This window comes from Streptomyces sp. NPDC008139 (genome assembly GCF_042957025.1).
Classification (GTDB): domain Bacteria; phylum Actinomycetota; class Actinomycetes; order Streptomycetales; family Streptomycetaceae; genus Actinacidiphila.
The window spans coordinates 221,313-242,697 of sequence record NZ_JBIBHM010000003.1 but is presented as its reverse complement, the minus strand read 5'-3'; the positions used below and the strand labels follow the sequence as shown (position 1 = coordinate 242,697).

Sequence of the window (21,385 nt, the reverse complement as noted above, 5' to 3'; positions counted from 1 at the left end):
GACGCCGTCGGCCCCGGCGGGTGTACGGACGCGGCGGGGATCGTAGCGACGGTGAGCGGATGACCGGGGCGGGACGCGGCGGCCGTACGTGGGCCGCACGGCTGGACGCCCGGCTCACGGGGCTCGGGTGCGCGCGCGGCCCGGCGTCGGGGCGCGTCACCGGACTCGCGGTGGAGCCGGGTCTGGTCACCGCCCGGGTACGGGACGGCGCGCCGACGCCGTGGACGGTGCGGATCGAACTGCCGGTGCTGACCGACGCCGAGTGGCGGCGGGCCGAGCGGGCCCTCGTCGCCGACTCCGACGCGCGCGAACAACTCCTGGACGGCGAGCTGCCGCCGGACGCCGACGCCCTCTTCGCCAGGGCCGGGCTGCCGCTGCTCCCGGCCGGGGACGGCGAGCCGGTCCTGGAGTGCGACTGCCCGGACTGGGCGCTGCCCTGCGCCCACCTCACCGCCCTACTCGCCGCGCTCGGCGCCGCCTTCGACGACGAACCGTTCCTGCTCACCACCTGGCGCGGCCGGGACCGCCGCGCCGTCCTGGACGCCGTACGCAACGGGCCGCCTCCTGTGCCCCTCGACGACGGCCCGGCCCCGGACGACGGCCCGGCCCCCGACAGCGGCTTCTGGGACTGCGGCGACCTTCCCGACCGCCGCGCCGCCGCCCCGGCGCCGGCCGTCGCCGAACTGGGCCGTCCGGCGGTCGGCGTCCGAGGCCGGACCCTCACCGACACCCTCGCGCCCGCCTACGAGGCGTTCCTGACCTGGTGACCGCGCGCTCCGGTGGGCTGTCCGAGCCGCCCCGCTGAGCGCGCGCCCCGGCGACCGCGCGGTGCCATGGCGGGACCCACCGGTGACCTCGGCTTCCGCGCCGTCCGCCGCGCCCATGCGCGGCACTCTCCGGAGCTAATCCCGCGGCGGTGGAGAGTCACCCGACCGGGGACATGGCGACAGTCACGGTCTGCACGCCGTTCACCGTACGCGGGCAGACTCCAGGCGTGGCCGGACTCCCAAGGCAGCCGGAAAAAGGGGCCCTTGACGGGCCCTCGCCGTCGCGGCCCGCGGGTCCGACGATTGACCCGGGTGGCCCTGTGCCGGTACGACGCCGCCCCGGAAGGCACCTAGTCTGGACAAACCGTCCCACTTCCCGCACTGCTACGCGCACCGTCCCCCGGCGGCCCCGGCCGTCGTACCGCATGCGACGAGGAGTCACCGTGTCCATCGCCCGTGACGAGGGTGCGCTCTGGCAGCGCAGTTCGGTGCGGTCCGCCGCCATGCTGCTGCCGGTGGCCGCGGTCGCGGCGCTCGCCGTCAGCAAGTGGCCGATGATCGGCGACAGCGCCGGGCGGCTGGGCCAGGCGGACGCCGAGTGGATGGCCGTCGCGGTCTTCGCCGCGTGCATGACGTGGGTCTGCTCGGCCGTCGCCCAGCAGGGCGCGGTCGTCATGTCGCTGCCGCCCGGCCGGCTGCTGGCCGCGCAGTTCGCGGCCTCGGCGGCCAATCACGTCCTGCCCGCGGGCGTCGGCGGCAACGCCGTCAATCTGCGCTTCCTGGTGCGGCACGGCATGACGCCGACACGGTCGCTCGCGGCGCTCGCCGTCCGCGCCTCGGCCGCCGCCATCGGCCGGGTGACGCTGCTGCTCGTCCTGCTCGCGCTCTTCCCCGACGCCCTGCAACTGCACCGGCTGGCCCCCGACGGATTCGTGCTGCCCGCCGACCCCATGGTGATCGGCGCGGTCGCGCTGGTGCTGGTCGTTCTGGCGTTCGTGGCCTCGCGGTACGCGGGCCGCGCGCGCGACCGGGCCCGCTGCTTCCTGGCGTCGGTGGCCGGCGACGTGAGGACCCTGCACCGCGACCGGGCGCGCGTGGCGTGCCTGTGGGGCGGCTCGCTGGCCTTCCCCACCATGCACGCGTCGGTGGTCGTCGCCGTGGTCAAGGCGGTACACGCTCCGGTGCCGGTCAGCGGCATCCTGGTGGCGTACTTCTTCGCGAGCACCGCGGCGGGCTGGCTGCCGACCCCGGCGGGGCTCGGCTCGCTGGACGCGGCGCTCGCCCTCGCCCTGGTCACGGCCGGGGCCTCCGCGGTCGCCGCGACCTCCGCCGTGCTCGGCTATCGCCTGGTCACCACTTGGCTGCCGCTCATCCCCGGTGTCGTCGTGCTCGCCGTGCTCGTCAAGCGCCGCGAACTTTAAGGTACGTACCTTTGCCGGAAGCCTTGACTCCCCTCAGTCCCGCCATTTAAATCACGTCCTGAACTAAGGCGTAAGGGAAGTCTCCCAGGGTGCCCCGCGCCTCACTGTCTGTCAGGAGCATGCCCAAAACCGTTTTCTGACGACCCGACCGAGGAGTCCGGCAATGTCGGCATCACCCCCCACCCGACGCATACGCCCCCTCGCGCTGCTGGCCGCCGCAGGACTGCTGCTGTGCGGCTGGCTGCAACAGACCGCGTCCCCGCAAGCCACCGCGAGCAGGCTCGAGACCGCCTCGGTGGCGGCCACCGCCACCTTCACCGACGACTTCAACGGCCCCGCGGGAAGCGCGGTCGACAGCTCCAAGTGGGGCTACGAGACCGGTGACAACGTCAACAACCACGAGCGCCAGTACTACACCAGCGGTACCCACAACGCGGCGCTCGACGGCCAGGGCAATCTCGTCATCACGGCTCGCAAGGAGAATCCGGCCAACTACCAGTGCTGGTACGGGTCCTGCCAGTACACCTCCGCGCGGCTGTCCACCCCGCAGAAGTTCACCCAGACGTACGGCCACTTCGAGACCCGGATGAAGCTGCCGCGCGGCCAGGGCATGTGGCCCGCCTTCTGGATGCTCGGCAACGACATCGGCTCGGTCGGCTGGCCCAACAGCGGCGAGATCGACATCATGGAGAACGTCGGCTTCGAGCCCGGCAGCGTGCACGGCACCATCCACGGCCCCGGCTACTCCGGTTCGGCCGGCATCGGCGCCGGATACACCCTTCCCGGCGGACAGAGCTTCTCCGACGCCTTCCACACCTTCGCCATCGACTGGGCGCCGAACTCCATCAAGTGGTCCGTGGACGGCAACGTCTACCAGACCCGTACGTCCGCCGACCTCGGCGGCAACCGCTGGGTGTTCGACCACCCCTTCTACCTGCTGCTCAACCTCGCGGTCGGCGGCTACTGGCCCGGCGACCCCAACTCCAGCACCACCTTCCCGCAGCAGCTCGTCGTGGACTACGTGCACGTCACCACCAGCGACAGCTCGGGACCGGGCACCGGCACGGGACACGCCATCACCGGCCTCGGCGGCAAGTGCGTCGACGTGGCCTCGGGCAGCAGCGCCAACGGCGCCGCCGTGCAGCTCTACGACTGCAACGGCTCGGCCGCGCAGTCCTGGACGGTCGGCTCCGACGGCACCATCCGTGCCCTCGGCAAGTGCATGGACATCACCGCGGCCGGGACCGCCAACGGCACACCGATCCAGCTCTACGACTGCAACGGCACCAACGCGCAGAAGTGGACCGTGAGCGCCGCCCACGACATCGTCAACCCGGCCTCCAACAGATGCCTGGACGCCTCCGGTAACAGCTCGGCCAACGGCACCCGGCTCCAGATCTGGGACTGCGCGGGCACCGCCAACCAGAAGTGGACCGTGACCGGCTGATGAGAGGGATCCGGCAGATGCGAAAGACCACCACCCTCCTGGCCACCGCCGCGCTCGCCGCGGGAGCCCTGACCGCCCTCGGGATCAGCCAGGCGTCCGGCGCCGACGCCACCGGTGCCGTCACCGGCTACGGCGGCAAGTGCGTCGACGTGGCCTCGGGCAGCAACGCCAACGGCGCCGCCGTGCAGCTCTACGACTGCAACGGCAGCGCCGCCCAGGCGTGGACCGTCTCCTCCGACGGCACCCTGCGCGCGCTCGGCAAGTGCATGGACGTGACCGCCGCGGGCACCGCCAACGGCACCCAGATCCAGCTCTACGACTGCAACGGCACCAACGCGCAGAAGTGGACGTCGAGCAACGGCACGCTGGTCAACGCCGGTTCAGGCCGCTGTCTGGACGCGACGGGCCCGAGCTCGGCCAACGGCACCCGGCTCCAGATCTGGGACTGCGCGGGCTCCGCCAACCAGAAGTGGACGCTGCCCACCGGCGGCGGCACCCCGCCGACTACCCCGCCGCCGTCCGGCGGCGCCGGCGTCCAGGCCGTCGCGCCGTACCTCTACAACGGCTGGGGCAACCCGCCGGACCCGACGACGATCATGAACGCGACCGGCGTCAAGTGGTTCACGCTCGCCTTCGTGCTCAGCAACGGCACCTGCAACCCGCAGTGGGACGGCGGCCGGGCGCTGACCGGCGGCGTCGACCAGAGCACCATCAACAAGATCAGGGCGGCGGGCGGCGACGTCGTCCCGTCCTTCGGCGGCTACAGCGGCAACAAGCTGGAAGAGTCCTGCACCAGCGCGAGCGCGCTCGCGGGCGCCTACCAGAAGGTCATCAACGCCTACGGCCTCAAGGCCATCGACATCGACATCGAGGCCAGCGCCTACAGCAACGGCACCGTCCAGCAGCGCACGGTCGACGCGCTCAAGACCATCAAGGCCAACAACCCCGGCATCGTCGAGTACGTCACCATCGGCACCGGGCAGAGCGGCCCCGACACCGGCCTGATCAACAAGGCCGCCGCCTCCGGGCTGACCGTCGACAGTTGGACGATCATGCCGTTCGACTTCGGCGGCGCGGGCCAGAACATGGGCAACCTCACCACGAAGGCCACCGACGGCCTGAAGAACGCCCTCAAGAACGCGTACGGCTACACCGACGACCAGGCGTACCGGCACAGCGGCATCTCGTCGATGAACGGCATCACCGACAACAGCGAGACCGTCACCGTCGCCGACTTCCGCACGATCCTCGCCTACGCCCAGCAGCACCACCTGGCCCGGCTGACCTTCTGGTCCGCCAACCGGGACCGGCCCTGCCCCGGCGGCTACCCGAACGACGACACCTGCTCCGGCGTCTCCCAGCAGGCGTGGGACTTCACCCGCACCTTCGCGCAGTACGGCGGGTGACACCGCCCGAGTGACCCGGGTGGCACCCCCGCCGCGACGGCGGGGGCGCCACCCCCCCCGATGGCTCTCCGCTCCCCGGCCGTGTAGGCATGGTTCCCGCGATGCACCATGCGACGGCCGGGGAGCGGAGGCATGTTCCGATGACAGATCCGATGCCGCACACGAACGGCCATGCGCCCCACTCGCACCGCCGTGGCGACAGCCGCCGCGCTCGCCGCCCTGCTCGCGGCGGCCGGCACCGCCGTCGCGGACGCCACGAGCCCGTCGGCCGCACCGTCGGCCGACCCGTCCGCCGCACCGTCGACGGACCCGTCCGCCGCACCCAGGACCCCGAAGGTCCACAAGACCCCGACCGGGGACGGCGCCCGCGCCCTGTACAAGCGGGTGCCGAAGATCGACGCCCGTATCGACCGCGCGCTCGCCCGGCTCAACGGCCCCGCCACGGAACGCGGTTCCGTCGCCCGGCTCCAGAAGCGGGTCGACAACGCGAACACGGCCGGTGACACGGCGGTGGCCACGTATCTCAAGGACAAGCTGACCTTCCGCAAGTCGCTGGTGCCGACCCTCAGCCGGCGCAGCACGGACCTGGACGCCGTCCGCACCTGGTGCGGGACGCAGGACTTCACGGCGAAGGGCGCCACGAAGTGAGCGGCGCCGCGTCGCGAAGGCGCGGCCGTGCGCGGGCCGGTGCCGTGCCGGCCGCCTGCGCGATCGCCGGGGCGCTGGTGACCGGCTGCGGACACTCCGGCCGTACGTCCGCACCGGCGTCGCCGGCGGACACCTCGGCGGGCGCATCCGCGGGCAGCGACTCGTCCGCCCCCTCCGACTCCGAACTCGCCCGTATGCGCAAGCTGGTGGACGACGCGGACTCCGCCGCCGCGACGGCGGAATCCGACGCGGCGGGCGACAAGTGACTCTGTTGCGCGGCTACTTGGCGTCCGCGTAGCACGCCACCGCGTGCGTCTCCAGCGGGAACGGCACCGGAGCGGAGCCGAAGACCAGGCGGCGGGCCTCGTCACCGGCCGCCGTCACCGCCGCCTCGACGGCGGGCGCGAGCTCGGTCGGGGCGTGCACGATCACCTCGTCGTGCTGGAAGAAGACCAGTTGGGGCTCCGGCCCGATCGCGGTCAGCCGGCGGCGCAGCGAGGCCAGCATGGCCAAGGCCCAGTCGGAGGCGCTGGCCTGGATGAGGAAATTGCGCGTGAAGCGGCCCCAGGACCGGGCCGCGCGGCGGTCGGGGGACGCGCCGTCGCCGGGATCGGCGCTCTCGTCGAGGAACCGGTCGGCGGACGGCGCGGGCGACGTACGGCCCAGCCGCGACCGTACGATCCCGCCCGCCTCGCCCGTCCTGGCCGCGGCCTCCACCAGGGCGAGGGCGGCGGGGAAGCGGCGGCGCATGACCGCGAGGAGCTGCCCCGCCTCGCCGCTGGTCTGCCCGTACATCGCGGCGAGCAGCGCGATCTTGGCGCGCGGCCGGTCGCCGCCGAAGGCGTTCCGCGCCAGCGCCGCGTACAGATCGCCCTCCGCGGCAGCCGCCGCGAGCCCGGCGTCACCGGACATGGCCGCCAGCACCCGCGGCTCCAGCTGCCCGGCGTCGGCGACCACCAGACGGTGCCCGGGATCGGCGACGACGGCGGAGCGCAGCAACCGGGGGATCTGAAGGGCGCCGCCGCCACGCGTCGCCCACCGGCCCGACACCACGCCGCCCACCACGTATTCGGCGCGGAAGCGGCCCTCGCGCACCCAGCTCTCGCGCCAGGCCCAGCCGTGCGCGGCGTGGATCCGGGACAGTTCCTTGTAGCGCAGCAGCAGCCCGGCCGCCGGATGCCCGACCTCGCGCAGCTCGTGCGAGCGGGTCGACGTCAGATGCACGCCGACGCGGGCGAAAGCGGGCAGCATCTGGGCGGGGGAGTCGGGGTTGACCGGACGTCCGAGCGCGTCCTGGATACGGGCCGCCAACTCGCCCAGCAGCGCGGGCCGTGCGCCACCCGCGGGGCGCGGGCCGAGCAGCCCGGTCAGCAGCTCGTCATGCACCTCGGCGCTCCACGGCAGCCCGTCGCGGCCCATCTCGACCGCGGCGAGCGCGCCCGCGGACTCCGCCGCGCACAGCAGCCGGATCCGGTCGGGGTGCTCGCTCGCGGCGATCCGCCGCTGTTGCGCCGCGTGCACCTCGACCAGCGCGGCCAACGGGTCGAGATCCTGCGGGAGATGACGCCGGTCAGCGGCGAACAGCACCGGCTGGTCGTCCGCGCCAGGCTCCGGCGCGTCCTCGGGCTCCGGCAGGCCGTGCAGCCGCGCCCACGCCGCCCCCAGCGACCGGGGCCTGCGATGCCTGCCCTCCTGCCCGAGCAGCAGCGACTCGACGAGCTTCACGTCATGGCAGCGCGCGGGGCGCACCGACCCCCGGTCGAGCAGCCACGGGTACACCTCGTCGGTCGCCGCCCAGACCCAGCGCGGCGCCTGCTCGGCCTCCCGCCGCGCGACCTCATCGGCCAGGTCCCGTACGACATCGACCTCCCCGACCGCCGTCCCGTCCTCCCCGAGCGCGCACAGCCGGCCGCCCGACCCCACCGGGTCGGGCACGGCGGCGATCCGCGCGACGGCGGCGATGGCTGTACCCACCATCGGAGCCTAGACGCGACCACTGACAATGCCCTGGAGGGCGGGCCCTCGGACGGTGTCGCGCACGGGCCCGGCCGCATTACCCCGGCGGGCCGACGACAGGGCAGCGCAAGGGCCGCGCTCCGGCCCGGCGGCGAATCCTTCTCGCCGGGCCGGAGCGCGGCCCCGGATGTCCCTCGCTGTTGCGTCGGTGGCGGGCGGGCCCGTCAGGAGCCCTGCTGGGCCTCCTCGACCGACTTCCGCACCTCGTCCATGTCGAGGGCGCGGGCCTGCGCGATGACGTCCTCCAGGGCGGGCTCGGGCAGCGCTCCCGGCTGCGCGAAGACCGCGACCTTGTCACGGACGATCATCAGGGTCGGGATCGACTGGATCTGGAAGGCCGCGGCCAGCTCGGGCTGCGCCTCCGTGTCGACCTTCGCGAAGACCAGGTCCTGGTGCTTCTCGGACGACTTGTCGTAGACCGGTGCGAACATCCGGCACGGCCCGCACCAGGCGGCCCAGAAGTCGATGAGGACGAAATCGTGCGACGACACGACCTCGTCGAAATTCTCCTTGGTCAGCTCCACAGTGCTCATGCCCCCACAACGGGCGGCGCCCGCCGGAAATTCCTGCCGTCGCCGCCGGTGCCGCGGACCCCGGAGAGTTCACTCATACGAGTGGTGCGGGCGGGGTGTGCAGTGGCGTCCGACCCGTCGGAGTCGTTGGTCGGGCTATGGCAGCAACGCAGTGGATTCCGCAGGACGACGGCGCCGACGGCGCGGGCGACGGTCAGCAACCATGGCGCTATTCCCGTGCCGGAACGGTTCTGCAGAGCACGGAGGCCCCGGTCTTCGCGGAACTCGCCGACCAGTGGCGGTCCGCGGGCCGCATGGTGCCGGGCCAGAAGGACACGGAGTGGGCCGAACTGGTCGGCCGCATCCCGCGTCTGACCGGCGTCTGACGACAGGTCCCGGCCCCGGCCCAGACTCCGGCCCGGGCCCGGGCCCGGGGTTCCGCTGAGGGCGGCGTCGGCGGTCATCCGCCCGTGGGAGGCGACCGCGCGCCGTCACGGGAGCGGCTGGGGCGGCGGCGGTCCCTGGTAGGTGCCGCTGGGGCGCATCCGCAGCGGGCGCTCCTGGTACTCCTCCAGGGCGTGCGCGATCCAGCCCGCCGTGCGCGCCACGGAGAAGACCGTTTCGCCCGCCTCCGCGGGCATCGCGGCGGAGACCGAGAGCACCGCGAGGGCCAGGTCGACGTTGGGGTGCAGCGGGGTGTGGCGGGCGGCCGTCGCCGCCAGGTCGTGGGCCGCGGCCAGGGCGTCGGAGGCGGCGGGCACCTGCCCGAGCAGGTGGAAGAGCAGCCGGGCGCGCGGGTCCTCGCCCTGGTAGAGGCGGTGCCCGAGGCCGGGGATCCGCTGCCCGGCGCGCAGTTGCTCGGCGACGACGGGACCCGCGCCGCCGCGCTCCAGCACCTCGGCGAGCGTCCGGTGGGCCAGGGCGCTGGCCTGTCCGTGCAGCGGCCCGTCGAGCGCGCCGAGCCCGGCGGACACCACCGCGTAGGGGTGCGCGCGGGCCGAGGCGGCGACCCGCGCGGCCAGCGTCGAGGCGGCCAGGTCGTGGTCGACGAGCAGCGCGAGCGCCGCGTCCAGCACCCGCAGCGACGCCTCGTCGGCGGGCCGCTCGGTCAGCCGCGCCCACAGCCGCCAGGCCAGCCCGCCCTCTCCGGAATGCGGCCGGCCGAGCGGCGGGAGCGCGCCGACCAGGGTCGGGATCAGGCTGCGCGCCGTGCCCAGCACGGCCTCCTCCGACAGGTCGAAGCGCAGCGGATCCGCGGTGGCCGCCGCGATGACCGCGACCCGCAGCCGGTCCATCGGACCGCAGCCCGCGGGCAGCGCGTCGCCCGCGCTGCGGGCCGCCTTCAGCAGCGGCTCCGGCGCGGTGAAGCGGACCCCGCGCCGCAGCACCCCGGTCCACAGCCACTCGGCGACCTCCTCGAAGCCGTACGCCGTGGCCAGCCCGGTCGCGTCGACCCCGCGGAAGTAGAGGCCGTCGTCCTCGATCAAGGTGACGCCGGTACGGATACGGACCCAGGCCCCGTTTCCGCCCCCGCCGCCCCCGTCCGAGGGGCCGTCGGCACCGGCCGCCGCGGGCCGTGCGCGCCGGGCCAGGGCCTCGACCTCGTCCGGGTCGAATGTGCTGCCCCTGCCGCCCTCGGCCCGTCGGCTGGCGAGCAGGCCGCGGCTGACGTACGCGTACACCGTCTCCGGCTTCACGCCGAGCCGCCGGGCGGCCTCCCGGGTGTTGATCCGGTCCGCCGGTTGATCCGTCATGGCCTCACCGTATCCATCGTGCTCAGCTCATTCACATTGATTCAATCAACATTGACAGAGTCTAAATCAATCATGGAGAGTCGAGTCAATACCCAAGGAGGACACGATGCCGACCACCGAGCAGAACGCCCCGATCGACGTACCCCGCGGTCTCAAGGGCGTGATCGTCACCGACACATCCATCGGCGACGTCCGCGGGCTCGAAGGCTTCTACCACTACCGCGAGTACTCCGCCGTGGAGCTGGCCGAGAGCCGCGACTTCGAGGACGTCTGGCACCTGATGTTCCACGGCGCGCTGCCCGACGCGGCCGAGCGCGCCGCGTTCACCGCGCGGACCGCCGCCCTGCGGCACCTGCCCGCCGACGTGGCGGACGCGCTCCCGGCCATCGCCCGCGCCAGCGCGCTGTCCGGGCCGCTCGCGGGGCTGCGCACCGCGCTGTCGCTGACCGGCGCCTCGGCCGGATTCCGCCCGCTGTACGACCTGACGCCCGACCGCCGCCGCGCCGACGCGCTGGCCGCCTGCGCGGTGGTGCCCACCCTGCTCACCGCGCTGCACCGGCTCGCCCAGGGACTGGAGCCGGTCGAGCCGCGCGACGACCTGCCGTACGCGGCGAATTACCTCTACATGCTGACCGGCGAGGAGCCGGAGCCCGTACGCGCCCGCGCCGTCGAGCGCTATCTGATCTCGACCGTCGACCACGGCTTCAACGCCTCGACGTTCACCGCCCGCGTCATCGCGTCGACGGGTGCGGACCTGGCCGCTTGTCTGGTGGGCGCGATCGGCGCGCTGTCCGGGCCGCTGCACGGCGGCGCGCCCAGCCGCGCGCTCGACACGCTCGACGCGATCGGCACGCCCGACCGGATCGACGGCTGGCTGCGGGAGCACATCGGGGCGGGCGAGCGGATCATGGGCTTCGGCCACCCCGTGTACCGCACCGAGGACCCGCGCTCCCGGATGCTCAAGGGCATCGCGCAGAGCTTCGGCGGCGACCTGGTGGACTTCGCGGTGCAGGTGGAGGCCCGCGCGGAGGCGCTGCTCGCCGAGCTCAAGCCCGGCCGCGAGCTGCACATCAACGTCGAGTTCTTCGCGGGCGTCGTGATGGAGCTCTGCGGGCTGCCGCGCGAGATGTTCACGCCCACCTTCGCCGCCGCCCGCGTCGTCGGCTGGAGCGCCAACATTCTGGAGCAGGCCGAGGACAGCAAGATCATCCGGCCGTCCGCGCGTTACGTCGGCCCGCCGCCGCCCGTGCCGGTGCCCGCCGCCTGAGCGGACCGGCAGGGGTGCCGGTGCCCGAGGTGGAGTGCACGACGGAACCCGTTGCGGCGTGCTCAGTGGTGTGCGACATACCAACCAGTCGGTAATATCGACGGGGCGGACACCGGGACACACCGGCGGACGCCAGGAAGCACCCACAGGGTGCGCCCCACCACGCTTGAGGAGCCGACGTGCGCGCGATCCAGATCACCGAATTCGGCGGTCCCGAGGTGCTGCGGGAGACCGAGCTGCCCGACCCCGTGGCAGGGCCGGGCCAGCTCCTCGTGGACGTCGACTCCGCCGGGATCAACTACGCCGACACGCACACCGTCGAGGACTCCTATCTCTCCCGCTCCACGCTCCCGATGGTCCCCGGCGCCGAGGTGGTCGGCCGCACCGCGGAGGGCCGCCGGGTCGTCGCCCTCACCGACAACGGCGGCTACGCCCAGAAGGCCGTCGTACAGGAGTACCTGGCCCACGACGTGCCCGACGAGGTCACCGACGGGCAGGCGCTCGCGCTGGTCGTCCAGGGCCTCACCGCCTGGCACCTGCTGCGCACCTCCGGACGCCTGGCCGAGGGCGAGAGCGTCGTGGTGCACGCGGCGGCCGGCGGTACGGGCTCGCTCGCCGTCCAGCTCGCCAGGACCTTCGGCGCGGGCCGGGTGATCGCCACCGCCTCGTCCAAGGACAAGCGGGACCTCGCCCTGGAGCTCGGCGCCGACGTCGCCGTCGACTCCGACCCCGAGAACCTGAAGGACCGCCTCGTCGAGGCGAACGGCGGCAAGAAGGTCGACATCGTGCTGGAGATGACCGGCGGCCCGGTCTTCGACGCCTCGCTCGCCGCGCTCGCGCCGTTCGGCCGCCTCGTCACGTACGGTCTGGCCTCCAGGACGCCCCCGACACCGGTCCAGGCCGCACAGCTCATGGCCCGCTCCCGCGCGGTCGTCGGCTTCTGGCTGATGCACTGCCTCGGCCGTCCGGGGATGTACCGCGAGCCGATGGCCGAGCTGCTGGAGATGACCGCGGCGGGCCGCCTCGTACCCCGGCTCGGCGGGGTCTATCCGCTGTCCGAGGCGGTCAGGGCCCATGAGGAGCTGCGGGCCCGGCAAACCTTCGGCAAATTGGTGCTCGATGTGAGGGCCTGAGCGGAACCGACGGGCTCGTCGTAGTCGTTGAACAGGTGCACACTCGACAACGAGGTACGACGGACCGCCGCCAGTGGTCCGCGCCCCGCATGTCTCGGGAGGGGCCATGGACCGCAACCACTTCGCGCCCGACCGGGGGCTGACCACGCGCATGGTGGTCACGATGTTCCTGATCGGTCTGCTCTATGTCGTCTTCGTCGGCGCGCTGCTGGCGCTGCTGCGCGGATCCTGGCCGCTGATCCTCGTGATCGCCGGAATTCTCTTCATCGCGCAGTTCTGGTTCAGCGACCGCATCGCCGCCTTCAGCATGGGCGCCAAGGAGGTCACGCCCGAACAGGCGCCGGAGCTGCACGGCGTCGTGGACCGCATCTGCGCGCTCGCCGACATGCCCAAGCCCAAGGTCGCCATCGCCGATTCCGACGTGCCGAACGCGTTCGCCACTGGTCGCAACAAGAAGAACACCACGGTGTGCGCCACGACCGGACTGCTGCGCCGCCTGGAGCCGGACGAGCTGGAGGGCGTCATCGCCCACGAGTTGTCCCACGTCGCCCACAAGGACGTCGCGGTCATGACGATCGCCTCCTTCCTCGGCATCCTCGCCGGCGTTATCACCCGGATCGGCCTCTACGGCGGCTTCCGCCGGGCGCGCGACCCCGGCACCGCCGTGCTCGCCGTGGCGATCCCGCTGGTCAGCGCCGTCGTCTACGCCATCAGCTTCCTGCTCACCCGGATGCTGTCGCGCTACCGCGAGCTGTCCGCCGACCGCAGCGCCGCGCTGCTCACCGGCCGCCCCTCCTCGCTGGCCTCCGCGCTCACCAAGGTCACCGGGCAGATCGGCGCGATCCCCACCAAGGACCTCCGCAAGGCGGAGCCCTTCAACGCCTTCTACTTCGCGCCCGCGCTGAGCGCGAAGGGCGGAGGCTCTGCCTTCTCGAAGCTGCTGTCCACCCACCCCTCCCTTGAGCAGCGGCTGGAGCAGCTCAGCCGCATCACTCTCGAACTGGACCGCCACTGATGGGTCTGCTGGACGTCATCCTCGGCCGCAGCAAGCCGGTCAAGCCCGACCTCGATCAGCTCTTCGGCCTCACCTCGGCCGCCATCACCCTCGAAGCGGCGAGCGAGCTGCGGCCCACCGGCCTCGGCTCGGTCTGCTTCGCGGCCGTCGAGGGCGGCGCCTTCGCCGAGATCCAGCAGGACCTGCGGGCCCTGGTCGGCGCGGAGGCCAGCCAGGACTCGTACGGCTACACCTGGCTGCTGGCCCGCAAGGACCCCGCCGAGATGACCGACCTCGTCACCGATCTGCACGCGATCAACTCCGCCTTGGAGGAACGCGGCTTCGGCCCGCAACTGCTCTGCTCGCTGCTCGGTTTCAAGGACCCCGCGGGCCGCTCGGTGGCGCTGGTCTACCTCTACAAACGCGGCTCCTTCTACCCCTTCGCCCCGCTGCCCGGCGAGAAGCGGGACAACGCGCTGGAACTCCAGGTCAGAGCCCTGGTCACCAATGACCTCCGGCTGGAGGACGACCTGTCGCGCTGGTTCCCCGTCTGGGGCGCGCCGGGCCTGTGACCGCTCCGTACGCCCGATTTGCGGCGCGCCCGCCCTACGCTGGGTGCTACTCGAACCGTCTGGAAGGCACACACGCATGACGTCTTACGACCCCGCCGCGGTGAAGGTCAGCCCCGAGAAGTGGGTGGCCGACCAGGCCCGCCGCTACGAGGAGTCCAACGGCACCGAGGGCACCGACCTCAACGGCTCGCCCTGCCTGCTCCTCGACTACCAGGGCCGTCGCAGCGGCGCGTGGCTGCGTACCGTACTGATCTACGGCCGGGACGGCGACGACTACCTGATCGTCGCCTCCAAGGGCGGCGCCCCCGAGCACCCCCTGTGGTACCTGAGCGTCCGCGACCACCCCGAGGTCCACCTGCGGGTGCTCGGCGAGCGCTTCGCCGCCCGCGCCGAGACGCTGTCGCCGCAGGACAAGGCCCGGGTGTGGCCGCACCTGCTCGATGTGTACGCGCCGTACGCCGACTACCAGAAGAAGACCGACCGGGACATTCCCGTGGTGCGGCTCCGCCGGATCTGACGGCATGTCGATCTGACGATCTGACGACCTGACGATGGGTAAGGGGCGACCACCTGGGTGGCCACCCCTTACCCGTGCCGTCCGAAGGCCCGGATCACCGAGCCGCATCGCGCCGCCGGACGGCGAAGCTCAGGACCGCCAGCACCAGTTCGAGGCCGAGCAGGAACACCAGCCCCGTCCGGAAGGCGTGCGGGTAACCGCCGGGCGCGCCGTCGCCGACCGCGCCGTAGAAGATGATGCCGATCAGGGCGATGCCGAGCGCCCCGCCGATCTGCTGGGTGGTGGCCACCGCGCCGGAGGCCGCGCCGACGAGCCGGGGCGGGACGGTGGCCAGCGCGTCGTGGGTGAGCGGGGCGATCACCATGCCCATCCCGACGCCGTCCATGATGAGCCCCGGCACCAGCTCCCACAGGCTGCCGGTGATGCCGGAGCGGTGCGCCGCCTCCCACAGCAGGCCGAGTCCCGCGGCCATCGCCAGCGCTCCGGCCGGGACCGTACGGCCGCCGAGCCTGGCCGCGATACGGTGCGCGTTCGTCGAAGTCAGCAGGTAGCCGCCGCCGATCGCCAGGAAGACCGTGCCGGAGTGCAGGGCGTTCAGGCCGCGGCCCGCCTGGAGGTACAGGGCGAGGATCAGGAAGAACGAGCCCTGCCCACTCCAGAAGACGAACTGCGCGAGGGAGCCGGGACCGAAACCGCGCTGCCGGAACAGGTCCGTGTTCAGCACCGGGTCGCCGCCGCGACGGCCGAGCCGGTCCTGGTGGCGGACGAAGACGGTGACGAGCACGGCGGACGCGGTCAGGCACAGCCAGGTCCACAGCGGCCAGCCCGCCGCACGCCCCTGGATCAGCGGCAGCACGAGCGCGACGACCGCGGCGGTGGACAGCGCCACGCCGGTGAAGTCCAGCCGGGGCCGTTGCGGCGCCCTCGACTCGGCCAGGGCGCGCGGCGCCAGCGCCAGCGCGAGCAGCCCGACCGGGAGGTTGATCAGGAAGCAGGCCCGCCAGCCGAGGCCGAGCACGTCGGCCTTGATCAGCAGACCGCCGATGAGCTGCCCGAAGACCGCGCCGATGCCCATCGTCAGCCCGTACATGCTGAAGGCGCGGGCCTGCGCCTTGCCGGTGTAGGCGGTCTGGAGGATCGACAGCACCTGCGGGCTCATCAGCGCGGCCGACAGGCCCTGGAGGACCCGCGCCGCCACCAGCGTCCCTGCGGTGGGGGCGAATCCGCACGCCGCCGAGGTGGCGGTGAACAGCGCGAGCCCGACGGTGAACATCCGCCTGCGGCCGAAGACGTCGCCGAGCCGCCCCGCCGTGATCAGTCCGGTGGCCACGGCCAGGCCGAAGCCCGCCACCACCCACTGGATCGACGCGGTGCCCGCGTGCAGGTCGCTCTGGACGGAGGGGATCGCCACATTCACGATGAAGATGTCGAGCGCGATCATGAAGGTCGCGGCCAGCAGGAGCAGCAGGCCGAGGTCTGGCCGCTTGCTGACCGGCGAGCCGTCGCGGCTCGCGGGCGGGGACGCGGCGGTGGTGGCCGAGGCCATGACGGAACTCCTGTCGCAGGGGGACGGATGTCCGGGGCGATGACGGGGTACGACGGGTACGGCGCGGGGGTGACGGGGTACGGGGTACGGGCGGGGCCCTGCGCGGGCCGCACCCGTACCCGTGGAGCGGTGCTCAGGCGCCGGCCGGGACCTTGTCGAGGAAGCCCTGGACGCTGTGCACCAGGCCGTCCTCGCCGATCGCGGCCACGTCGAAGCCGACCACCAGCGACTCGCCGCCCGCCGGGCCCAGCTCCCACGTGAAGCGGGCGATGTGGTGGTGCGCGTCGACCGGGCCCAGGGTGAACACGAAGCCGGGGAACTGCGCCTGCACGGCGCCGACCACCGCGTCGAAGGCGTCCCGCCCGGTGACGTCGGCCAGCGGGTCGGTGTAGCGGCCGTCGGCGGCGAAGACCTCGTCGATCAGGCGGCGTCGGGCGGCCGGGTCGGTCTCGTTCCAGGCGGCGATGTAGCGCTGGACCAGGTACAGGGTGTCGCTCATGGCTGGTGTCTCCCTACGTTGTCCGGCGCCGGGTGGCGCCGTGTTCTCGCAGGTCAAGACGGTACGGACGGGACCGCGTCCGCGAATCAGTCATCGTTGGGTACTTGTGCGGCCGGTTGTACGTCACGACCGGTCGCCATGACGTACACGCCCCGCGGACCGGGGTCCGAACCGGCTTCTCACCGGTCCCGTACGGCTCCTCGGCCGGTCCCGTAGAGCCGTTGAGCGCTGGCCTTGGGCACCGGCCTTGAGCACTGGGAGCGCCGGCCTTGAGCGCCGACCCGGAACACCGACCCGGAACACCGTCCCCGGAGCCGCCCGCACGTTTGGCCCCGGTGCGCGGACCGCGTCGGCGGGACCGCGCACCGGGGGAGGGATCACCTCGTGGCGTCGAGCCGGACCTTCAGCGCGTCCAGCGTGTCCGCGATGCGCGGGGAGCCGCAGTGCCGGGACAGCCGGGCCGCCTCGCGGCCCAGCGTGCGCGCGCCCTCCAGGTCACCGGTCAGGGCGCGGGCGGTGGCGGCGCGCGCCGAGTACAGGCAGCGGTCGCGTACGTACGAGGCGTCCTGCATCGCCAGCGCCTGCTCCAACAGGGGCCTTGCCTCGTGCGCGTGGCCCAGGTCGAGCAGCGACTGACCGGTCTGCGCGGCCAGTTCGGCCGCGTCGAACCAGTAGAGCCACGACGGACCCGACTCCCGCTCCGCCAGGTCCAGTTGGCGCTCGGCCTCGGAGACCGCGCGCCGTGAGGCGCCGTCGGCGCCGACCGCGGCGTGCGCCCGGCTCAGCCTGCTGGCGGCCAGCGCCCGGACGGCCGGGGGAGTGCCGCCCGCCGCCCGTACCCCCGCCTCCGCCGCGGCCACCGCGTCCCGCGGCTGACCCGCGATCACCGCGTGCAGCGCGAGGCCGCCCCACAGCGCGACGGCCAGCGAGCGGTCACCCGCGCTGTGCGCGAGCCGCAGCCCGGTCAGATAGTGCCGCTGCGCCGCCCCGAGCCGGCCGGTGTCGGTGGCCGCCCAGCCGCCGAGCTGCGCCAGGTCGGCGGCGACCCGCAACAGCCGTGTCCCGTGGGCCCGTTCGTGCTGCCCCCGGTGCAACAGGTCGCGCACCATGCGCAGATCGGCCTCGACCCGGTGCCGTACGGCCGCGCCGCCGAGCCGGTCGTCGAGCTTGCGCAGCCCCAGCACCCCGGCTTCGAGCCAGTCGATCACCGGGCCGTCCACGACGGCCGCGGCCACCGCTTTGTCGACGGCGTCGTCGCGGAACGCGGCCGCGGCGCTCGCCTGTCGCGGCACGCGTCCCGAGCGGGTGCCGGGCACCGGTTCGTCCCACCGCTCGGCCATGGCGGCCGACGCCGACCCGCGTCCCGCCGCGGCCGAGGGCGAACCCGCCTTCGTATCCACGGCACTTGAACCCATGGAACCCATCGCGTCCGCCGCGCCGCCCGAGCCCGCGGAACCGGCGGCGCCCGTCGTGCCCTCCGCGCCCGCCGCGTCCCAGTCCGCGATGGCGTCGAGCAGCGCCTGCTCGTCAGCGATGGGGAAGCCGCGCGGGTCGCTCGCGCCGTTGTCGAGCAGCGCGGTGAGCGCGGTGAAACTGCCCTCGGCCGTCCACGGCAGCCCGTCCGGCATGCCGCCGTGCGCCGGGAGCCAGCGCGGCCAGGGCCTCAACTCCAGTTCCCTGGAGGGGATGCCGAGCGCGCGGGCCAGCGCGCGCTGGCTGTCGGCCTCCGGCACGACCCCCCAGTGCTCCCAGCGCCAGACCTTCTCGCGGCGGGCCGCCATCGGCACCCCGAGGATCCGCGCGTTGTCGGCTATGACCCGTGCCAGGTCCTGGTAGCTCCACCCGTGTCTTCGCCGTACATAGGCGAGCGGGTGGGTGGAGGCTGCCGCACTCTGTCGTTCCCCCGCGTCCGCACCGCTCACGCTCCCGCCGTCCATGTCACCTGGTCCCCACCGCGCGATGCCGACACACCTTGATCGGCCTCTCGAATATCAGGTGTCCGGCCGATCGCGCAGCCGAACCAGCGCATCCATCCCGATCCGTGTCCCAAACCCCCGTCACCATACGGGACTACAGCGAGACAACAGGTCCGGGCTTGATGCCACCCCGTGCCGACCGGTTGGCTGTGCGTGATCACATGACGTTACGCACGCCGTGGAGGGCTGCCCGCGGATGACCCCACCGCCGCCACCCTTCCGCTTCTCGCGTGGCAAGGACGACGTGGCTTTTGACCCGGCTCTCGGTGACGAGGAGCTGGTCGCGGCTCGTGCTGCCCTGGCCCACGGCCGCTGGGCGGAGACCCGTGACCTGCTGAGCCGAACCGGGGACAACTGGGACCGCCGAGGACATCGGCTGGTCGTCCTCGGCGAGGGCAAGAGCGCCGCCGCCTGGGCGGGCGAGTGGCAACTCGCCGAGCCCGAGAGCACGGACGCCGCCGCGCTGGCCGCGTTCGCGGCCGTCTTCCGCGCGGTCGCGGGCAAGCAGAGCGCCGAATCGGCGCGCGAACTCTGCTTGCGCGCGGCCCGGATGACCCCGCGCGACCCGTCGCCGTGGCTCGCCCTGCTGGTGCTCGCGCGTCGCACCGGCACCGACGACGAGCAGGTGCGCGCCTTCGACCAGGCGCGCGGCCGGCACCGCGGCCACCACCACGCCCATCACCTGATGACGCAGTGCCTGGCGGAGCGTCAGAAGACCGACGGCGAGGACCCGTTCCACGAGGTGTACGAATTCGCTGAGTGGGCCGCGGACGAGGCGGGACGCGGATCACCGCTGGCCGTGCTGCCGTTGGTCGCGCTGGTGGAGCGCTACCGGGTGCTCGCGTCGGCCGACGTCCTGCCCGACGTCCCCAACGGCCTCCCGTACTGGGTCAGTCCGCGCGCCCGGCAGAGCGTGCGCATGGCCTTCGACTGGTGGCTCGAATGGCAGGGCTACGACCACTCGCGGCTGCTGCTCGACCTGAACTACCTTGCGTACGGCAAATTCCACGCGGGCGACACGGTGGAAGCCGCCGCCCTGTTCAACCGGATCGGGTCGGAGGCGACACGCACCCCGTGGTCGTATCCCGACCGCGACCCGAAGAAGGCGTTCCGCGCGGCGCGCAACTACGCGCTCGGCTTCGGTTCCGCCTAGGCACCCACGGTCGTACTCACCCAGCAGGACACGCAGTTGGAATCACGCACGAAGAACCATGCTCGAAGATCGATCCAGTAAGACCCGAACCACGGACCACCGGAAGGACACCGCAGCATGCTGACGGGCAGTACAAGCGAGATCAGCACGTTCAAGGGCGAGCAACGCGCACTGCGCGCGGACCGGATCGGCGCACCGGCCCTTCTGCTCTCGGTCCTCGCCGCGACCGCGCCCCTGATGGTGGTGGCCGGTGTGGTGCCGACCACCTTCGCCACCATGGGTGTCGTCGGGGTGCCGCTGCTGTTCGTCATCGTCGGCCTCGTGCTGATCCTCTTCAGCTTCGGCTACGCCGAGATGAGCCGCCATGTGCACAACGCGGGCGCGCTGTACGCGTACATATCCAGGGGCCTGGGCGGCACCATGGGTGCCTGCGCCTCGTACGTCGCCCTGTTCGCGTACAGCATCATGCAGGTCGGTCTCTACGGGATCTTCGGCTACGAGATCTCCAGCCAGGTCGCCCAGCACTGGAACCACAACGTGGCCTGGTGGATCCCGGCGCTCGGCGGAGTCGCGATCACCGCGATCTTCGGCGCGCTGAAGATCGACCTGAACGCGAAGACGCTCGGCGTGCTGCTGCTGGTCGAGACGCTGCTGACCGTCGTCTTCGACATCAGCTTCCTGTCCGACCCCGGCCCGCAGGGCGTCTCGGTGCACGCCTTCGACCCCAGCACGCTCAGCGGCGCGGGTCTGGGCACCGCCCTGTGCTTCACCATCGCCGGCTTCGTCGGCTTCGAACAGGCCCCGGTCTACGCCGAGGAGACCAGCGACGCCCAACGCGTCGTGTCCAAGGTGATGTTCATCGCGATCGGCTTCGCCACTCTCTTCTTCGCCTTCAGCGCCTGGGCGATCACCGTCGGCACCGGCCCCGACCACGTCGTGGGCGCCGCTCAGGAGCAGGGTCCGAACCTGATCTTCTCGTTGAACCAGGCCCGGCTGGGCACCGCGTTCACCGACACCCTGAACATCTTCTTCATCACCGGCATCTTCGCCTCGATGCTGAGCTTCCACAACGTCGTCGCCCGCTACGCGTTCGCGATGGGCCGCGACGGTCTGCTGCCCTCGGCCGTCGGCCGTACCTCGAAGTCCAGCGGCGCTCCCGCCGTCGGCTCCTTCCTCCAGTCGATCGTCGCGCTGGCCGTCGTCGTGGCCTTCGCCGCCACCGACAACGGGAAGTTCGACCCGAAGTTCGGCCCGGACCCGACGGCCCCCGTGCTGCGCATGTTCACCTGGGCGGGCAACGTCGGCGCGCTCGGCATCGTGCTGCTGATGGCCACGGCGGCCATCGCCGTCATCGCCTTCTTCGTCAAGCGCGGCGCCGCCGGTGTGCAGGCATGGCGGCTGGTCACCTCGGCCGTCGCCGCTCTCGGGCTGCTGACCATCGCCGTCTACTCGGTGAAGGACTTCTCGGTGCTGCTGGGCGCCAACCCCGGCCACGGGCTGCGGTGGCTGCTGCCCGGCATCATCGCTCTGGCCGCCGCCATCGGACTGGTCTACGGTCTGATACTGCGCGCCAAGCGGCCCGAGGTGCACGCCAGGATCGGCCAGGGCAACGAGGCGTTCCAACTGGAGAAGGCCGCCGCGCAAGCGTCCTCCTGACCATCTCGCCAGGTCTCACCGCGACGGCGACCCCTTCACCCGCCGGGTACGTGTCACGCAGCTCGAATCCGCCACCGGCCGCGCCGCCGCGGCCCTGGGCG

General features: G+C 72.7%; 20 protein-coding genes. 14 read left to right on the top strand and 6 right to left on the bottom strand.

Annotation, left to right across the window (positions count from 1 at the left end; genetic code table 11):
• Nucleotides 1-59: 59 nt before the first annotated feature.
• From ACFZBB_RS07680 to ACFZBB_RS07655, 6 genes are all read left to right on the top strand, one after another.
• Nucleotides 60-767, top strand: coding sequence for a hypothetical protein (locus ACFZBB_RS07680; RefSeq protein ID WP_391118852.1), 708 nt, complete (start codon nt 60-62; stop codon nt 765-767).
• Between the two features lie 443 nt (nt 768-1,210).
• The gene (locus tag ACFZBB_RS07675) at nt 1,211-2,188 is read left to right on the top strand and encodes a lysylphosphatidylglycerol synthase domain-containing protein (protein WP_391118850.1); all 978 of its coding nucleotides are present in this window, start codon (nt 1,211-1,213) and stop codon (nt 2,186-2,188) included.
• 163 nt (nt 2,189-2,351) lie between these two features.
• Nucleotides 2,352-3,635, top strand: a complete 1,284-nt coding sequence (locus ACFZBB_RS07670; protein ID WP_391118849.1) for an RICIN domain-containing protein — start codon at nt 2,352-2,354, stop codon at nt 3,633-3,635.
• Nucleotides 3,636-3,652: 17 nt separating this feature from the next.
• The gene (locus tag ACFZBB_RS07665) at nt 3,653-5,041 is read left to right on the top strand and encodes a ricin-type beta-trefoil lectin domain protein (protein ID WP_391118846.1); all 1,389 of its coding nucleotides are present in this window, start codon (nt 3,653-3,655) and stop codon (nt 5,039-5,041) included.
• A 171-nt stretch (nt 5,042-5,212) separates the two neighbouring features.
• Nucleotides 5,213-5,689: a hypothetical protein gene (locus tag ACFZBB_RS07660; protein WP_391118844.1), complete on the top strand. Its 477-nt coding sequence runs from the start codon at nt 5,213-5,215 to the stop codon at nt 5,687-5,689.
• Nucleotides 5,690-5,733: 44 nt separating this feature from the next.
• Nucleotides 5,734-5,955 (top strand): hypothetical protein, encoded by a 222-nt coding sequence (locus ACFZBB_RS07655; RefSeq protein WP_391118842.1) that lies wholly within the window; start codon nt 5,734-5,736, stop codon nt 5,953-5,955.
• Nucleotides 5,956-5,968: 13 nt separating this feature from the next.
• Here ACFZBB_RS07655 and ACFZBB_RS07650 read toward each other — a convergent pair whose 3' ends face one another.
• Together ACFZBB_RS07650 and trxA are read right to left on the bottom strand one after the other, a co-directional pair.
• Nucleotides 5,969-7,666, bottom strand: a complete 1,698-nt coding sequence (locus ACFZBB_RS07650; protein ID WP_391118840.1) for a bifunctional 3'-5' exonuclease/DNA polymerase — start codon at nt 7,664-7,666, stop codon at nt 5,969-5,971.
• Between the two features lie 203 nt (nt 7,667-7,869).
• The gene (trxA, locus tag ACFZBB_RS07645) at nt 7,870-8,238 is read right to left on the bottom strand and encodes a thioredoxin (protein ID WP_391118838.1); all 369 of its coding nucleotides are present in this window, start codon (nt 8,236-8,238) and stop codon (nt 7,870-7,872) included.
• A gap of 137 nt (nt 8,239-8,375) precedes the next feature.
• Here trxA and ACFZBB_RS07640 point away from each other — a divergent pair, with 137 nt between their 5' ends.
• Complete coding sequence (locus tag ACFZBB_RS07640; RefSeq protein ID WP_188282484.1) at nt 8,376-8,603, top strand: hypothetical protein; 228 nt, start codon at nt 8,376-8,378, stop codon at nt 8,601-8,603.
• A 105-nt stretch (nt 8,604-8,708) separates the two neighbouring features.
• Here ACFZBB_RS07640 and ACFZBB_RS07635 read toward each other — a convergent pair whose 3' ends face one another.
• Nucleotides 8,709-9,971 carry a citrate/2-methylcitrate synthase gene (locus ACFZBB_RS07635; protein ID WP_391118836.1) on the bottom strand — a complete coding sequence of 421 codons (1,263 nt, stop codon included), beginning with the start codon at nt 9,969-9,971 and terminating at the stop codon, nt 8,709-8,711.
• 106 nt (nt 9,972-10,077) lie between these two features.
• Between ACFZBB_RS07635 and ACFZBB_RS07630 the strand changes: the two genes are divergently transcribed.
• From ACFZBB_RS07630 to ACFZBB_RS07610, 5 genes are all read left to right on the top strand, one after another.
• The gene (locus ACFZBB_RS07630; RefSeq protein ID WP_391118834.1) at nt 10,078-11,238 is read left to right on the top strand and encodes a citrate synthase; all 1,161 of its coding nucleotides are present in this window, start codon (nt 10,078-10,080) and stop codon (nt 11,236-11,238) included.
• Between the two features lie 179 nt (nt 11,239-11,417).
• On the top strand, nt 11,418-12,371 hold the full coding sequence (locus ACFZBB_RS07625) for a zinc-binding dehydrogenase (protein ID WP_391118832.1): 954 nt from the start codon (nt 11,418-11,420) through the stop codon (nt 12,369-12,371).
• 106 nt (nt 12,372-12,477) lie between these two features.
• On the top strand, nt 12,478-13,386 hold the full coding sequence (gene htpX / locus ACFZBB_RS07620) for a zinc metalloprotease HtpX (protein WP_391118830.1): 909 nt from the start codon (nt 12,478-12,480) through the stop codon (nt 13,384-13,386).
• Nucleotides 13,386-13,937 (top strand): hypothetical protein, encoded by a 552-nt coding sequence (locus ACFZBB_RS07615; RefSeq protein ID WP_355346710.1) that lies wholly within the window; start codon nt 13,386-13,388, stop codon nt 13,935-13,937. Before htpX ends, ACFZBB_RS07615 begins: the two co-directional genes overlap by 1 nt.
• 76 nt (nt 13,938-14,013) lie before the next feature.
• On the top strand, nt 14,014-14,454 hold the full coding sequence (locus ACFZBB_RS07610; RefSeq protein ID WP_391118828.1) for a nitroreductase/quinone reductase family protein: 441 nt from the start codon (nt 14,014-14,016) through the stop codon (nt 14,452-14,454).
• 94 nt (nt 14,455-14,548) lie between these two features.
• On the opposite strand, the gene ACFZBB_RS07605 is transcribed toward ACFZBB_RS07610, so the two are convergent.
• From ACFZBB_RS07605 to ACFZBB_RS07595, 3 genes are all read right to left on the bottom strand, one after another.
• A complete protein-coding gene (locus ACFZBB_RS07605; RefSeq protein ID WP_391118826.1) occupies nt 14,549-16,000 on the bottom strand; it encodes an MFS transporter in 1,452 nt (483 codons plus the stop codon).
• A 133-nt stretch (nt 16,001-16,133) separates the two neighbouring features.
• Entirely contained in the window at nt 16,134-16,499 is a 366-nt protein-coding gene (locus tag ACFZBB_RS07600; protein WP_355346701.1) for a nuclear transport factor 2 family protein, read from the bottom strand.
• Nucleotides 16,500-16,876: 377 nt separating this feature from the next.
• Nucleotides 16,877-18,421, bottom strand: a complete 1,545-nt coding sequence (locus ACFZBB_RS07595) for a hypothetical protein (RefSeq protein ID WP_391118824.1) — start codon at nt 18,419-18,421, stop codon at nt 16,877-16,879.
• 250 nt (nt 18,422-18,671) lie between these two features.
• On the opposite strand from ACFZBB_RS07595, the gene ACFZBB_RS07590 reads away from it, so the two are divergent.
• Together ACFZBB_RS07590 and ACFZBB_RS07585 are read left to right on the top strand one after the other, a co-directional pair.
• A complete protein-coding gene (locus ACFZBB_RS07590; protein WP_355346695.1) occupies nt 18,672-19,628 on the top strand; it encodes a hypothetical protein in 957 nt (318 codons plus the stop codon).
• Nucleotides 19,629-19,745: 117 nt separating this feature from the next.
• Nucleotides 19,746-21,284, top strand: a complete 1,539-nt coding sequence (locus tag ACFZBB_RS07585; RefSeq protein ID WP_391118822.1) for an amino acid permease — start codon at nt 19,746-19,748, stop codon at nt 21,282-21,284.
• Nucleotides 21,285-21,385: the final 101 nt, after the last annotated feature.